Below are 13,932 nucleotides of genomic sequence, written 5' to 3'. Positions count from 1 at the left end.
ATAGGTGCATACATTAGCATTATCAGAATAATCAGGGATCTAAGGCTTTTTTTCAGTATCATTCATTTTGGCACGGAACTTGCAAGTATAGATTAACGAGCTAAGTATACAAGGAGGTAACGCAATGCCTATCATGAATGGATTGTACCAGCCAAAAAGACATTGGAAAGAAATTGAGTTATGGAAGGACGTCACAGAAGAGCAGTGGAATGATTGGCTCTGGCAGCTGACGCATACGGTAAGAAATCTTGAAGACTTAAAAAAAGTCGTAAACTTAACGCCTGAAGAAGAGGAAGGCGTTCGTATATCCACCATGACGATTCCTTTAAATATCACCCCGTATTATGCATGGCTGATGGACGAGGATGATCCGCGCTGTCCGATCCGGATGCAGTCCGTACCGATCGGAAAGGAAATCCTGAAAACAAAATATGATCTTGAAGATCCCCTGCATGAGGATGAAGATTCTCCAGTTCCTGGACTGACACATCGTTATCCTGACAGAGTGCTATTCCTGGTAACCAATCAATGCTCCATGTACTGCAGATATTGTACGAGAAGACGTTTCTCCGGACAGATCGGAATGGGGGTACCTAAAAAGCAGCTCGACGCAGCCATTGATTATATTGCAGCGACTCCGCAGGTGAGAGATTGCCTGATTTCTGGAGGAGACGGTTTATTAATCAATGACAACATCCTTGAATATATTCTAAAAAGGCTAAGAGAAATCCCGCATATGGAAATCATTCGGATCGGAACACGTGCTCCTGTCGTGTTCCCGCAGCGAATTACCGAAAATCTGTGCAACATCTTAAAGAAATATCATCCGGTTTGGCTCAACACCCATTTTAATACATCCATTGAAATTACAGAGGAATCCAAAAAGGCATGTGAAATGCTGGCAAATGCCGGTGTACCGGTCGGAAACCAGTCTGTTATCCTGGCTGGTATCAATGACAGCACGCATATTATGAAAAAGCTGATGCACGATCTCGTAAAGATCCGTGTACGCCCTTACTATATTTATCAATGTGACTTATCTGAAGGCATCGGACATTTCCGTGCACCTGTCTCAAAAGGGCTGGAGATCATAGAAGCATTACGTGGCCACACATCCGGATATGCTGTTCCGACTTTTGTTGTGGATGCACCGGGTGGGGGAGGCAAAATTTCTCTTCAGCCAAATTATTTGATTTCACAGAGCCCTGATAAAGTAATTTTACGAAACTTTGAAGGAGTTATCACGTCTTATCCCGAACCTCAAAACTATAAAGCCGGATTGGCAGATGAGTACTTTAACCAGACCATGGGTATTACAGAGCAGCCGGCCGCAATAGGAATTACAGCACTTATGAAGGATGAGAAATTCAATATCGTTCCTGAAGGCTTAAACCGATTTGACCGAAGAAAAAAATACGAAACGAACCCGGAACATGCCACGCTGAAAGATAAACGTGAAAAACGGGACGAAATGAAAGAAAAGAAATTCAAACATGAACTGAAAAAAGAAACAGCCACTCAGGATGATGGCACAGTGAAAGAAGCTTAGGAGGCCGCTCATGAAGGAATGTATGTGGTGCAATGATCACTCAGCCAAAGACATTACCAAGACGGGATACTGGGAACTGCATGACGGTACCCGGGCACTTCAAATAAAAGAAATCCCGGCTCTTTATTGCGAGTCTTGCAATATGGAATATCATGAAGATGAAATCGTAGAAGAAATTGAAGATCAGCTTTTATTGATTGATACAAAAAAGCTGAGTCAGGTTTTGACGTTCAAAGAATTAATGGCTCAAGAACGTTTTTTAAAGAAAAATTACTTTAAATCCTATTAAACATGCATTCAATGAAAAGCAGCGGATTTCCGTTGCTTTTCCATCATGATTGGAAGGAGTGCCTTTCATGGACAAAACAGGAATTATTAAACCGGTGCTGGATGCAAGCTATCCCATGATCAGTCATGGAAAGGGAATCTATTTATATGATGAAAAAGGCAATCGGTATATCGATGGATCCTCAGGAGCCGTAACCGCAAACATCGGCCATGGTGTGGATGAAATCGCGGATGCGATACATGAACAAGCAAAGCAGGTTGCCTTCGTTTACCGTTCGCACTTCACAAGTCTGCCGGCAGAAAAACTGGCAAAGAAGTTAGCAAGTATGACTCCTGGTGACTTGAACTGGACCTTTTTTGTCAACAGCGGATCAGAAGCCACGGAAACTGCATTAAAAGTAGCGATCCAGTACTTCCAGGAACAAGGAATTTACACGAAAACAAAAATACTTTCCCGATGGACCAGCTATCATGGCATAACACTCGGAGCTCTGTCGATGTCCGGCCATCATATGAGAAGAGAACGATTCTCGGAGCTGCTTGAAGATTTCCCGGCTGTTCCCGCACCTTATTGCTACCAATGTCCTTTGCAAAATACATACCCCGGATGCAGATTAAAATGTGCTGACGAATTGGAACGTGCAATTGAACAGATTGGGCCTGAAAACATCGCTGCGTTTATTTTTGAACCTATCATTGGCGCTGCAGGCGGCGCGATTGTACCTCCACCGGGCTATTATGAAAAAGTGAAAGAAATCTGTGACAAGTATCATATTTTAACCATCGCCGATGAAGTGATGACGGGGATGGGCAGAACAGGAAAAATGTTTGCTATCGACCATTGGGGAATAGAGCCTGATATTATGACCCTCGGCAAAGGGCTCAGTGCAGGATATACCCCAATGGCGGCAACCGTGGTGTCCGACCGCATTATTAATGTGATACGAAAAGGATCCAGAGTGGTCATGAGCGGGCACACCTTCAGTGCGAACCCTCTTTCTGCTGCGGCATGCTGTGCAGTCATGGAATATATGGATCAACAAAATCTTGTTCAGAATGCCGATGAACAAGGAGAACGTTTATTAAATGGATTGAAAGAACTGGAGCAAAAATACTCTTTTGTCGGCAATGTTCGCGGTAAAGGTCTCTTATGCGGATTAGAACTTGTCAATGATGCACTGAACCACGCGCCATTTTCTGTCAGCGACCGTGTAGGGGAAAAGCTGATCTCTATTTGCTTCAACAATGGACTCATCATATATCCTGCTTTCGGAGGAGTTACCGGGTACGAGGGAGATGCTGTGTTAATTTCTCCGCCATTAATTGTTACTTCTTTTCAAGTTTACGAGATATTAAGAATATTGGATGAAAGCTTGCAAGAATTAATGAACCATCTTGTATCTTCAGGAATTGTGATTCATCGAGCAACGAGCTAGAAGAAAGGAGATTAAAACCATGCTGTCCAATACCAATGAAACAACATTAAAAACAAAGCTCATCACGATGGAAGAAGCAGCTGCTCTTTTTTATGATGGCATGTCGCTGATGGTAGGAGGGTTTGGAGGGGTGGGGGCTCCGCCCGGCTTAATCAATGCCATTCTTGACCAAAACATCAAGGATATTTTTATGATCAGCAACGATACCGGCTTTCCTTGGATCGGACCGGGCAAACTGATCACTGAGAAGCGGATCAGCCGTCTTATTGCTTCCCACATCGGTTCCAATCCGGAAGCGGGTAAACAGATGCACGGCGGTGAACTGGCTGTGGAGTTTATTCCTCAGGGTACCCTGGCCGAGAAAATCAGGGCCGGCGGGATGGGCCTTGGCGGAATTTTAGTGGATGTAGGCCTTGGAACGGTCGTTGAATCCGGCAAGCAGAAAGTGGATATTAACTCAGCGACTTATATGGTAGAGCCTGCCCTTACAGCCGATGTTTCTATCGTTTATGCACAAAAAGCCGATACCTATGGAAATTTAGTCTACGATAAAAGCGCGCGGAATACGAATCCTCTCGTGGCTATGGCAGGCAACATAACGATTGCAGAAGTAGAAGAAATCGTACCCGCAGGTGAACTGGATCCGGAATGTATTATAACGCCTGGTGTCTTCGTGGATTATATCGTTCAAAGCAAGGGGGTGGATTGGGAATGGGTTTGGGAATTGAAACAAGGCACCGAATAGCACGCAGGGCAGCACTTGAAATCGATAGAGGAACGATCGTCAATTTAGGCATCGGCATACCTACGCTAGTTGCGGATTACATTCCGAATGACCACGGTGTCATGCTTCATACAGAGAATGGAATTCTAGGCATGGGCGGATCACCAGAAAAGGGAAAAGAAGACGGCAACCTCTCCAATGCCGGAGGTTATCCAGTCACCTTAATCTCAGGAGCATCCTATTTTGACAGTGCCACAGCTTTTGGCATCATAAGGCGCGGACTTCTGGACATTACCGTATTAGGAGCTTTGGAAGTCAGTGAAAAAGGGGACATCGCCAATTGGATTGTACCCGGAAAAAGGGTGCCGGGCATGGGGGGAGCCATAGACCTTGCACAAAAATCCAAAAAGGTCATCGTTCTTATGAATCACACGGATAAAGAAGGCAATCCAAAGATCGTAAAAAAATGCAAATTGCCGCTTACGGTGCAAAAAGGCGCTCACATGATCATTACAGAAAAAGCTGTAATTGACGTGATGGATGGAAAGCTTGTATTAAGAGAAATTATGCATCCCTATACCGTTGATGATGTGGTGAAATCAACGGGTGCTCCTTTAGAAATTCTCGATCAGATCGGAACTTTTCAGTAAAAAACGGCAGGAGGGTGAACATGAAAAAGGAAATTCAAAAGTGGATGGACAGCAAAAAGCCAGAAGCCATCTCATTTTTGCAGAAGATGGTACGTTCGAACAGTGAACAGGGAAAAGAAAAAGAAGTCCAGATGCTAATTGCAGATAAGCTTCAGGATATAGGTCTGGAAGTAGATGTTTGGCATCCGGATGGCGAAGCGTTTTTCCGGCATCCTTATTTTTGTGCGACGAGAACAGATTTCTCAAACAGCCCTAACGTTGCAGGGATTTTAAAAGGAAGCGGAGGAGGGCGGTCGATCGTTTTGAACGGGCATGTGGATGTCGTGCCTCCAGGTGATCTCAGCCAATGGGAAAACGATCCCTATAGCGGTGAAATTAAGGACGGAAAACTGTATGGCAGAGGCGCGACAGATATGAAGGGCGGAAATTTATGCCTGCTTCTAGCAATACAATGCTTAAAGGATTTGAACGTTCCGTTAAAAGGAGATGTCATTTTCCATAGTGTAATGGAAGAGGAGAGCGGAGGCGCAGGTACACTTGCCGCTATTCTTAGGGGATATACGGCAGATGCTGCTATCATTCCGGAACCGACGAATATGAAGATATTTCCAAGCCAGCAAGGATCCATGTGGTTCAGGATAAATGTGTACGGCAGATCCGCCCATGGAGGAACAAGATACGAAGGGGTCAGCGCGCTTGAAAAGGCGATGATTGTTGTTAAGGAGCTGCAAGACCTTGAGAAAGCAAGAAATGAAAGAATTACAGATCCTCTCTATCAAAATATTCCTATCCCTGTACCGATTAACTTGGGGAAAATATCAGGCGGGGAATGGCCTTCATCTGTTCCCGATCATATTGTTATTGAAGGGAGAATAGGTGTGGCTCCAAGTGAAACACTTGAGGATGTGAAAGGCGAGCTAGAAAATCGAATGGCGAGCCTCAACGATCAATGGCTTAAAGAACATCCTCCCGCTGTGGAATGGTTTGGAGCACAGTGGCTGCCTGGCAGCATTGAACAAGACCATGATCTCATGAAGCTTTTGTCCAATCGTTTTACTGAAATCTGTCAGAGTGAACCTGTTATTGAAGCATCACCATGGGGAACAGATGGAGGGTTGTTAACATCTGTCGGCCATACACCGACCATTGTATTCGGGCCTGGAGTAACTTCAGTTGCCCATTATCCGGACGAACATATTGAGCTGGATAAAATTTTTAAGGCAGCTGAAATTATCACTTTAACGATTATGGATTGGTGCGGCGGGATTGAAACAGAAACAAAAGAAGATCTGCTCGTCAAAAAAGATACGTAAAACTTGCTGAGGCGTTTTTTTTTTCTTTAACTGTGGAATGAATGAGAAGTGAAATGATCGGTGATCGGAGGGAGTTTGCTCCAATGAATAGTAAGTGAGGTGATATGCTGTTTCGTGATTAAGGATGAACAATGGGGCGGGCAGGGAGCTGCAAGCATTTCATAAACAAAATTTAATCCAAGAGGAAGCAGAAAGGCCGGAACATGCAGAGGATACGACTGATTCAGCTCGTACGCAGCACCGTATGTAATGCCGAGTTCATAAAGGAGATAGGGTGTTCCTAATTTTGAAACGATAAATGTTCTGTACGCCAAGTATTCGCTTTCATAATATTGAGAGACAATTTGAAACTCATCGTTTTGAATGCTGCATCTCGGTATTTTAAACAAATGGGATCCTGGACTTTTATCGTGCAATCGCTTTATTCCTCCTTTGGTATTTACTCTACATTTCGCCGCCGTAGAATGATTTCCTTTTTCAGCCAAAAAAAAGATGAACAAGACTGTTCATCTTTTTAACGAGGGTTGTGCTGTGCTCTTTTAATAAATGAAGCTTCTTCCCCGATGACTCCGCAAGCAGCGCACTGAACGAGCCTTTCCGCTCCGTTGTACGGAATATGGAAGGGATCCAAGTCATCAGCATTTTCGTACTGATTGACAACTGAGCCTGTTGACGGATCTAATTTTACAGACTGCGGAACTTGCGCGATCAGATTAAACCTTGTACGATTGGTTTTACAGTTTGGGCATAGATAAGCATTTGACATTGTACATCAACCTCCTGTTCATAGGGTTACCATTGTCAGGAAAATTATGTTACGCATTTATTTTTGACGAATGGAAACAATAGTTATACTCTATATAACAGGAGCTGAAAACATTGGGAAAACAGAAAAAAGGAAATGCCAATGCCCAGCGCAACAACAATGCGAAACAAATGGCAGAGCGAAGTGATTCTGAATTTGCTGCTATGGAAGATTCCAGAAGCAGCGGCCATCGCCATGGCAAGAAAACGAAGTAAACTTATTTACAAAATTTAAATATGGCGTTATAATTACAGTCTGCGATGTTAGTAGCTCTTATTTTGTCTTAAACCGATATGAGTAATAAGGGAATCCTAAATGTCTGTTGAATACATCGTGCCTCTCCATTCGTTAGAGGAAGGTGAAAATACAGCTGCGGATACCCACCTGTGAGAACGGGTTTTAAGACAGGATGAGTTACGGCAGAGCGGACATACATAAACAGCTTATTTTACAACTACGTAAAATAAGTTTTTTTTATAAGTTTTTATTTTTCAAAATAAAAACTTCATTTATTTTTCAAAATAAAACTTCATTAATTTCTCAAATATGAAACAAATATAACTTGGCAGACGAGATGGCCGGGTATGCGGGACGGTGAATGAAATGGTTGATGAAAAACATGAGAAACTATTGCTGATTGATGGGTTTAATTTACTGAGCAGGTGTTATTTTGCTACGGCTTACGGAAAAGAACTTCATCAGCTTCAACGCAACTCTAAAGGGTTGTTTATAAATGGTCTGCGCGCTAAAATTCAAAAATTGCTGCAATTGGTGAGGATCCACACACCGACTCACTTAGCCATCGCTTGGGATGTAAAGAGAAATGAAACGCTGCGCAAACAGAAATATCAAGATTACAAGGGAACCAGGAATGAATTGCCGGAACCATTGATCCAGCAATATGAAACAGCAGTTTCGCTATTTAATAGCTTAGGTATTCCACAGTTTACTGTTCCAAAATATGAAGCCGACGATATCATTGGGACGTTTGTTCAAAAATGGAGAGATGAAAAAGACGGGGAATGCATCATTTACAGTAACGACAGGGACTTGCTTCAGCTACTATGCGGAAAAACATCTCAGCTTATCGCTGCAAAGAAGGGTGAAACCAAGTATACGCTGACTCATTTTCAATCAGACTATGGTATTGAACCGTCTCAATGGGTGGATGTAAAAGCACTGTTAGGGGATAAGAGCGATAATATTCCCGGTGTTGCCGGTGTAGGTGAAAAGGCAGCTCTGCCTCTCATTCAGCAGTATGGAAATGTTGAGGGCATCTATCATAAGGTAGATGAACTGGACGAGAAATACAAAAGGTATTTCAAAAAGCTTCAGCTTGGAAGAGAAATGGCGTTCCTTAGCAAGGATCTTTGCAAAATATATACCGATGTTCCTGATATTCTTGAGCTTGATTTTGATCAGATACAGATCAAAGTAGATAAATCAAAATTGTTGGACGAGCTTACTGAGCTTGAGATAAATGTAAGAGTGGGTTAAGAATTTACCCACTCTTTTGTTTTTCTCTTCTTTAAAAATTTAGCAAATGGAAATTCAGCAGCGATCATTCCTGCAAGGATAAGGATACATCCTGTAATCCCTTTCGCACCAAGGGTTTCATTTGCCCAAACATAAGCTGTCAGAGCACCGAAAACGGGCTCGAGAGCAAAAATGAGAGCCACACGGGCTGGAGTAGTGTAGCCTTGAAAATAGGTTTGTGCTAAAAACGCGAGAGCTGTAGCAAAAATAGCAGTGACGACCAGAGCTGTTATCACTTCCTTTTGGAGCATGATGTCCCACTTGAAAGCGGGTTTCCAGTTTTCAATGGAGAGCGATGTGATCATGCTCAGGAATGAGACGGTTGCCAGCTGAATGAGTGTTAACCATAAAACGGGGGCACCAGAAGCGAATTTAGCAGTCATCACAATATGCATACCAAATGAAAATGCACATAGCAGGACGAAAAAGTCGCCTTTATTCATAGCTAAGCCGCTTCCTCCTGTTAGTAGATACAGACCAGCTACTGCCATTATTACACTGATTGCAGAGGAGAGATTCAGCCTTTGTTTTAATAAAAAGACGGCCATAAGGGGAACGACAACCACACTCAATCCCGTGATGAACGCAGTCTTCGACGATGTCGTGTAGACTAATCCGACAGTTTGAAATCCATATCCCAGGTATAGCCAGAAGCCGAGTGAGATCCCTTTATGCCAGATGCGTTTACTCTTGAGAAACTGCTTCTTGTCAGGTGCAGCAAAAACGATCCAGCCTCCCAATATTATAGCAGCCAAAAAAAAACGGATACTGTTAAATGCAAACGGAGGGAGGAAGGCAACCGCGTTTTGAACGATGACAAATGTTGTTCCCCACACCAATGCAACAAGAAGAAGACCGGTATCTGCTATTTTTCTTTTCATTGCACTTCATTGAGCTGGACAGCTTTTCGAGCAAGATCATCCGCCACCTTATTTTGTTTGCTCGGTATCCATTTCAGGAAGAACAACTGCAGCTGATCAATCATATGTAAGGCTTCCTGCAATAAGGAATCATATCGTTTGTCTTTGGCAAACCGTTTTTCTACCGCTCTTTCCACCGCCTGAGAATCGGTCCTGAATGAAACCGGGTCATAGTTCTTTTCCACACAAATCGTTAAAGCAAGAAGCAGGCTGCGGAATTCCGCTTCATGATTGGATAAGCTTCCGAGCGGAATGCTGTGTTTTTCAACTGTCCCATTTCCTAGTTTAATAAAGATGCCTGCCCCGGAAGGACCCGGATCTCCTGCGCTTGCTCCGTCAATATACACTTCGATCAATCCGATCCCCTCCTGTTTTTTTCTATTATAGCGAAATGGGATACAATAAGAAATGAGATATTACAAATTCAGGGAGGACCTGCGATGAAAGTTACGTTGGAATGGGAATATAAGCCCTCAAGATCAAAGAATATGATACGGTTTGTTTCAGATCCCGTGACGGTGGCGCAAGCGGTTCAGCTTGCTGCTGACATTGAAAGAACAGGCCGTCTTGGAAATCTTACGTTTCTTGACGAAACTGGTGTTTATTGGTCTAAAAAAGAACTTCAAAAAATGGTGGCTGTTATTGAGACAGAACCATCGGATATCACAGCGTTTTTTGATGGCGGGTTTCAAAAAGATGAGCTTTTATCCGGGCAGGGAACAGCAGTTTATTACAAACAATCGAATAAAAATTACCGGGTACGCTCCAATGCCTCTTACCATATGATTGAATCGAATAATGAATCGGAATATGCGGCGCTTTGGCTGCTTATAAATGAACTGGAACGTCTGGGTGTACAGCGGACACCGGTAACGATTAAAGGGGATTCAATGGTGGTTATTCAGCAAATGAGCGGGGAATGGCCTTGTTACGAAGAAAATCTGCAAAAATGGATGGACAAAATTGAAGAAAAACTGAAAATACTCGGAATCAAACCATCCTATGAGTTAATCTCCCGGAAAGAAAATAAAGAGGCAGATTCCCTTGCGACACAGGCACTTCACAAGAACATGATCCATGGTAAAAAAGAAATCATTGATTAATGGTATTTTTGACTGATACAATTTACATGAATCTTCAAAGAATAGGATGGGATGCAATTGTCTCAGTTTTCAATCGAGGAATACTTCCGGTACCTGGCTTCAAAGGGGATTAAATTAAAAGAAAGTGATACTGCATTTATTGAATTCGGTAAGCACTTTACTGGAATGAGTGATTATATGGTCAGCGTCGCCATTGAAATTACGTTAAAAATCCAAAGAGAGTTCGACGGAAGCTACTATATTGCTCTTTTAGAGGAATTTAAGCAGAATGAAATTAAAACAAAAAGAAAAGCGTATACATATGTGGAGGATCTTGAAGAAGAGGTTAACGTTTCTTATTCATAAATAAAAGCCGGATATCCGGCTTTTATTGTTTTAATGCTTCATTGATCTGCTGTTCGCAGCGTTCTAATGTTTCACGGGCATTCTCCAAAAACATGCCATCCATTCCTGTTTGGTTGTTCATCATGGCATCGTAATGCTCTTTAGCAGTATTCAGCGCTTCTTTGGCTGCATGAAGCTGGCCGGGATCCATACTCATCGTAGCATGTCCGATGATTCGTTGTGCACTCTGAATGGACATGTCTACCTGTTTAAGATCGTTATACGGTTCTGACATATAATTCACCTACCTGTTTTACTTTTAGTATGTCTTTTGGAACAAACTTTTATAATGAGAAAGGAAAAATTCAATGGAAAGAAAAATTATTGAAGCTGCCGAGCGATACGTTCAAGAAACTTTGCGCGGGGAAGGCAGCGGCCATGATTGGTGGCATATATACAGGGTGAATAAACTAGCTCTTACCATTGCAGAAAAAGAAGGTGCGGATCCCTTTGTCTGCAGCTTGGCAGCACTCCTGCATGACATAGCAGATGAAAAATTCAATGCATCTGAAGAAGCAGGACTTGTAAAGGTATCCTTATGGCTAACCAAGCATGAGGTAACAAACCCCGAAAAGCAACATGTTCTTGAGATCATTTCAACCATGTCATTTAAAGGCGGAAATTCAACAGGGATGAAGACAATTGAGGGAATGGCAGTCCAGGATGCCGATCGTTTGGATGCCCTTGGTGCGATCGGCATCGCAAGAACTTTTGCGTATTCCGGGCATGTCGGACAAATGATCTATGACCCGGATATTCCTGTACGGAACACAATGACAAAAAGTGAATACCGAAATGGAGTGTCAACTGCTATCAACCATTTTTATGAAAAACTGCTGACATTGAAAGACCGAATGAATACAGAGCATGGAAAAAAACTTGCAGAGAGCAGACATCAACAGATGGTATCGTATCTAGATGTGTTTTTTTCTGAGTGGGAAGGCATCCGATAATAAACCCTATAAACAAAGGAGGCTCATTCTAAAAGAATGGAGCCTCCTTTGTTAAAGCTTATTCGGCAGGGCGCGGACCTGGATCGAGCCCATCTTTTGAAACGGTCATCGCAGGACGGATTTCAGCATCCTGCTCAACCCTTACCTGACAAGATAAACGAATCCCCTCGCCTAACCCTTTCGTTTCAATGATATTCCGTTCAAATTCGTTCATCTCACCCAGGTCACCGGAGACAACCTCTACCCGGCAGGTTGTACACTTTGCTTTCCCGCCGCAGCGGTGAAGAATATCCACTCCATTGTCTTCAAGTCCGATTACAAGTTTTTTTCCATTTTCAATTTCATAATCACCAAAACCCTGTACAGTGATTTTTGCCATGAATCTCAATTCCTCCTTTTAGAATTGCAAGATCAAATCCTTTCTATTATACGATAAACTCATCTCGGTAAAAACAAAATTCAGGATAAACTAAATCGATAGGACGACAAGAATGTTTACATTTTATAAATGATTTTATGTAAAATGATAATATGTACGTATTTTACAGGGGGTACCTTACACATGAAAAAGGAAGTCAAACATAAGTCCGACATTGAAATCGCACAAGAAGCGAACATGCTTCGAATTGAAGAGATCGCCGCTCAATTGAATATTCAAGAAGAAGACTGGGAACCTTATGGGCGCTATAAGGCAAAGCTTTCACTGGGTTTGTTCGACAAACTCAAAACGAAGCAGGAGGGTAAGGTTGTACTCGTAACATCCATCAATCCAACTCCTGCTGGTGAGGGTAAATCAACGGTAACGGTAGGCCTTGGACAGGCTCTTAACCGAATCGGAGAAAAAGCCATTATTGCTCTAAGAGAACCTTCGCTTGGCCCTAGTATGGGACTTAAAGGCGGTGCAGCTGGAGGGGGATACTCCCAAGTTATTCCGATGGAAGATATCAATCTTCACTTTACTGGCGACATTCATGCGATTACAACTGCCAATAACGCTTTGGCAGCAGTCATCGATAATCACATCCACCGCGGGAATGAACTGAACATTGATCCTCGGAAAATTGTGTGGAAGCGTGTTCTCGATATGAATGACAGAGCACTTCGGAAAATTGTCATCGGTCTTGGCGGACCCGTGCAGGGTGTGCCGCGTGAGGATGGATTTGATATTACAGTAGCTTCTGAAGTCATGGCCATCTTTTGTCTTGCCAAAGATCTGGATGACTTGAAGAAGAAACTTTCCAGAATGGTTGTTGGCTATACCTATGAAAATAAACCCGTTACCGTTTCCGATTTAAAAGTAGAAGGTGCACTGACCCTGCTTTTAAAAGATGCGATCAGACCTAATCTCGTTCAAACGCTTGAAAATACTCCAGCTATTATTCATGGAGGCCCGTTCGCCAATATTGCCCACGGATGCAACAGCATCATCGCGACAAAGTTAGCCAGCAAACTTGGAGATTATGTTGTAACAGAAGCAGGGTTCGGTGCTGATCTCGGGGCTGAGAAGTTTTTAAACATAAAAGCCCGCTATGCTGATCTGAAACCCAGTGCAGTCGTAATCGTCGCTACAGCACGTGCATTGAAGATGCATGGAGGACAGAATAAAAATCAATTGTCAACGGAAGATCTTAAAGCATTGGCTGATGGAATGGCCAATCTTGAAAAACATATTGAAACGATCCAGGCATTTGGGGTACCTTTTGTGGTAGCTGTCAACCGTTTTGTGTCCGATCATGATTCTGAAATTCAGTATATCTTGAAGTGGTGCAGCGAGAAGAATATACCTGTTGAACTATCCGATGTTTGGCTGAAAGGCGGAGAAGGCGGTGAAGAGCTGGCAAGAAAAGTACTCGATATTATCGAGAATGGAACCAATGAGTATCAGCCGTTGTATACACTGGATCAGCCACTTGAAGAAAAAATCATAACGATTGCCGAGAAAGTGTATGGTGCAAGCGGGGTTCAGTTTTCACCAAAAGCGTTGACACAGCTTCAAGAGTTTGAACTTCAAGGCTGGTCAACCCTTCCTGTCTGTATGGCCAAAACCCAGTATTCACTTTCTGATAATCCGAAAAGACTTGGACGACCTGAGGAATTTGTGATCACTATTCGTGAATTAAAAGCATCAATTGGAGCAGGCTTCATTGTGGCACTGACCGGAGATGTGATGACGATGCCAGGATTGCCGAACGCACCTGCAGCATTGAATATGGATGTTACAGAAGACGGGAAAGCAGTGGGATTGTTTTAAAAGAGAAGCAGGTTTGGTAT

The 13,932-nt window shown here is 42.9% G+C and carries 18 protein-coding genes and 1 other RNA gene; 13 read left to right on the top strand and 6 right to left on the bottom strand.

What is annotated here, in order from left to right; genetic code table 11:
- Positions 1 to 124 precede the first annotated feature (124 nt).
- The 6 genes from ablA to OKX00_RS12400 all read left to right on the top strand — a co-directional run bounded on the left by ablA (position 125) and on the right by OKX00_RS12400 (position 5,960).
- The gene (gene ablA, locus OKX00_RS12425) at positions 125 to 1,549 is read left to right on the top strand and encodes a lysine 2,3-aminomutase (RefSeq protein WP_416054238.1); all 1,425 of its coding nucleotides are present in this window, start codon (positions 125 to 127) and stop codon (positions 1,547 to 1,549) included.
- A gap of 10 nt (positions 1,550 to 1,559) precedes the next feature.
- Entirely contained in the window at positions 1,560 to 1,838 is a 279-nt protein-coding gene (locus tag OKX00_RS12420; protein WP_053354352.1) for a YokU family protein, read from the top strand.
- A gap of 67 nt (positions 1,839 to 1,905) precedes the next feature.
- Positions 1,906 to 3,273: an aspartate aminotransferase family protein gene (locus OKX00_RS12415; RefSeq protein ID WP_265407576.1), complete on the top strand. Its 1,368-nt coding sequence runs from the start codon at positions 1,906 to 1,908 to the stop codon at positions 3,271 to 3,273.
- Between the two features lie 19 nt (positions 3,274 to 3,292).
- On the top strand, positions 3,293 to 4,018 hold the full coding sequence (locus tag OKX00_RS12410; protein ID WP_265407575.1) for a CoA transferase subunit A: 726 nt from the start codon (positions 3,293 to 3,295) through the stop codon (positions 4,016 to 4,018).
- The gene (locus tag OKX00_RS12405; protein WP_265407574.1) at positions 3,985 to 4,647 is read left to right on the top strand and encodes a 3-oxoacid CoA-transferase subunit B; all 663 of its coding nucleotides are present in this window, start codon (positions 3,985 to 3,987) and stop codon (positions 4,645 to 4,647) included. Before OKX00_RS12410 ends, OKX00_RS12405 begins: the two co-directional genes overlap by 34 nt.
- Before the next feature lie 20 nt (positions 4,648 to 4,667).
- A complete protein-coding gene (locus OKX00_RS12400; RefSeq protein ID WP_265407573.1) occupies positions 4,668 to 5,960 on the top strand; it encodes a peptidase in 1,293 nt (430 codons plus the stop codon).
- A gap of 26 nt (positions 5,961 to 5,986) precedes the next feature.
- Here OKX00_RS12400 and OKX00_RS12395 read toward each other — a convergent pair whose 3' ends face one another.
- Together OKX00_RS12395 and OKX00_RS12390 are read right to left on the bottom strand one after the other, a co-directional pair.
- The gene (locus OKX00_RS12395) at positions 5,987 to 6,376 is read right to left on the bottom strand and encodes a hypothetical protein (protein WP_062232044.1); all 390 of its coding nucleotides are present in this window, start codon (positions 6,374 to 6,376) and stop codon (positions 5,987 to 5,989) included.
- A gap of 98 nt (positions 6,377 to 6,474) precedes the next feature.
- The gene (locus OKX00_RS12390) at positions 6,475 to 6,726 is read right to left on the bottom strand and encodes a hypothetical protein (protein WP_062232046.1); all 252 of its coding nucleotides are present in this window, start codon (positions 6,724 to 6,726) and stop codon (positions 6,475 to 6,477) included.
- 113 nt (positions 6,727 to 6,839) lie between these two features.
- Between OKX00_RS12390 and OKX00_RS12385 the strand changes: the two genes are divergently transcribed.
- The 3 genes from OKX00_RS12385 to OKX00_RS12375 all read left to right on the top strand — a co-directional run bounded on the left by OKX00_RS12385 (position 6,840) and on the right by OKX00_RS12375 (position 8,262).
- Positions 6,840 to 6,980, top strand: coding sequence for a hypothetical protein (locus OKX00_RS12385; RefSeq protein WP_265407572.1), 141 nt, complete (start codon positions 6,840 to 6,842; stop codon positions 6,978 to 6,980).
- Between the two features lie 34 nt (positions 6,981 to 7,014).
- A non-coding RNA gene (gene ssrS, locus OKX00_RS12380) (6S RNA) lies at positions 7,015 to 7,199 on the top strand.
- Positions 7,200 to 7,368: 169 nt separating this feature from the next.
- Positions 7,369 to 8,262 carry a 5'-3' exonuclease gene (locus tag OKX00_RS12375; RefSeq protein ID WP_053354345.1) on the top strand — a complete coding sequence of 298 codons (894 nt, stop codon included), beginning with the start codon at positions 7,369 to 7,371 and terminating at the stop codon, positions 8,260 to 8,262.
- Here the strand turns inward: OKX00_RS12375 and OKX00_RS12370 are convergent.
- On the bottom strand, positions 8,259 to 9,182 hold the full coding sequence (locus OKX00_RS12370) for a DMT family transporter (RefSeq protein ID WP_053354344.1): 924 nt from the start codon (positions 9,180 to 9,182) through the stop codon (positions 8,259 to 8,261). The genes OKX00_RS12375 and OKX00_RS12370 overlap by 4 nt on opposite strands.
- Complete coding sequence (locus tag OKX00_RS12365; protein ID WP_265407571.1) at positions 9,179 to 9,577, bottom strand: reverse transcriptase-like protein; 399 nt, start codon at positions 9,575 to 9,577, stop codon at positions 9,179 to 9,181. The genes OKX00_RS12370 and OKX00_RS12365 overlap by 4 nt, the downstream gene beginning before the upstream one ends.
- A gap of 84 nt (positions 9,578 to 9,661) precedes the next feature.
- Between OKX00_RS12365 and OKX00_RS12360 the strand changes: the two genes are divergently transcribed.
- Together OKX00_RS12360 and OKX00_RS12355 are read left to right on the top strand one after the other, a co-directional pair.
- The gene (locus OKX00_RS12360) at positions 9,662 to 10,324 is read left to right on the top strand and encodes a reverse transcriptase-like protein (RefSeq protein WP_053354342.1); all 663 of its coding nucleotides are present in this window, start codon (positions 9,662 to 9,664) and stop codon (positions 10,322 to 10,324) included.
- 57 nt (positions 10,325 to 10,381) lie between these two features.
- Positions 10,382 to 10,669, top strand: a complete 288-nt coding sequence (locus OKX00_RS12355) for a DUF6123 family protein (protein WP_265407570.1) — start codon at positions 10,382 to 10,384, stop codon at positions 10,667 to 10,669.
- Between the two features lie 22 nt (positions 10,670 to 10,691).
- Here the strand turns inward: OKX00_RS12355 and OKX00_RS12350 are convergent, their stop codons facing one another.
- Positions 10,692 to 10,943, bottom strand: coding sequence for a DUF2564 family protein (locus OKX00_RS12350; protein ID WP_091005610.1), 252 nt, complete (start codon positions 10,941 to 10,943; stop codon positions 10,692 to 10,694).
- Positions 10,944 to 11,016: 73 nt separating this feature from the next.
- Between OKX00_RS12350 and OKX00_RS12345 the strand changes: the two genes are divergently transcribed.
- Positions 11,017 to 11,661, top strand: a complete 645-nt coding sequence (locus tag OKX00_RS12345; protein WP_053354339.1) for an HD domain-containing protein — start codon at positions 11,017 to 11,019, stop codon at positions 11,659 to 11,661.
- A gap of 58 nt (positions 11,662 to 11,719) precedes the next feature.
- On the opposite strand, the gene OKX00_RS12340 is transcribed toward OKX00_RS12345, so the two are convergent.
- Positions 11,720 to 12,040, bottom strand: coding sequence for a 2Fe-2S iron-sulfur cluster-binding protein (locus OKX00_RS12340; protein WP_062232057.1), 321 nt, complete (start codon positions 12,038 to 12,040; stop codon positions 11,720 to 11,722).
- 183 nt (positions 12,041 to 12,223) lie between these two features.
- On the opposite strand from OKX00_RS12340, the gene OKX00_RS12335 reads away from it, so the two are divergent.
- Positions 12,224 to 13,912, top strand: coding sequence for a formate--tetrahydrofolate ligase (locus OKX00_RS12335; protein WP_265407569.1), 1,689 nt, complete (start codon positions 12,224 to 12,226; stop codon positions 13,910 to 13,912).
- Positions 13,913 to 13,932 lie beyond the last annotated feature (20 nt).

Origin of the sequence: Fictibacillus sp. KU28468 (genome assembly GCF_026153615.1) — a bacterium.
GTDB classification, from domain to species: domain Bacteria; phylum Bacillota; class Bacilli; order Bacillales; family Fictibacillaceae; genus Fictibacillus_C; species Fictibacillus_C marinisediminis.
The sequence above is the reverse complement of the archived record's forward strand: the minus strand, read 5'-3'. Positions and strand labels throughout refer to the sequence as shown.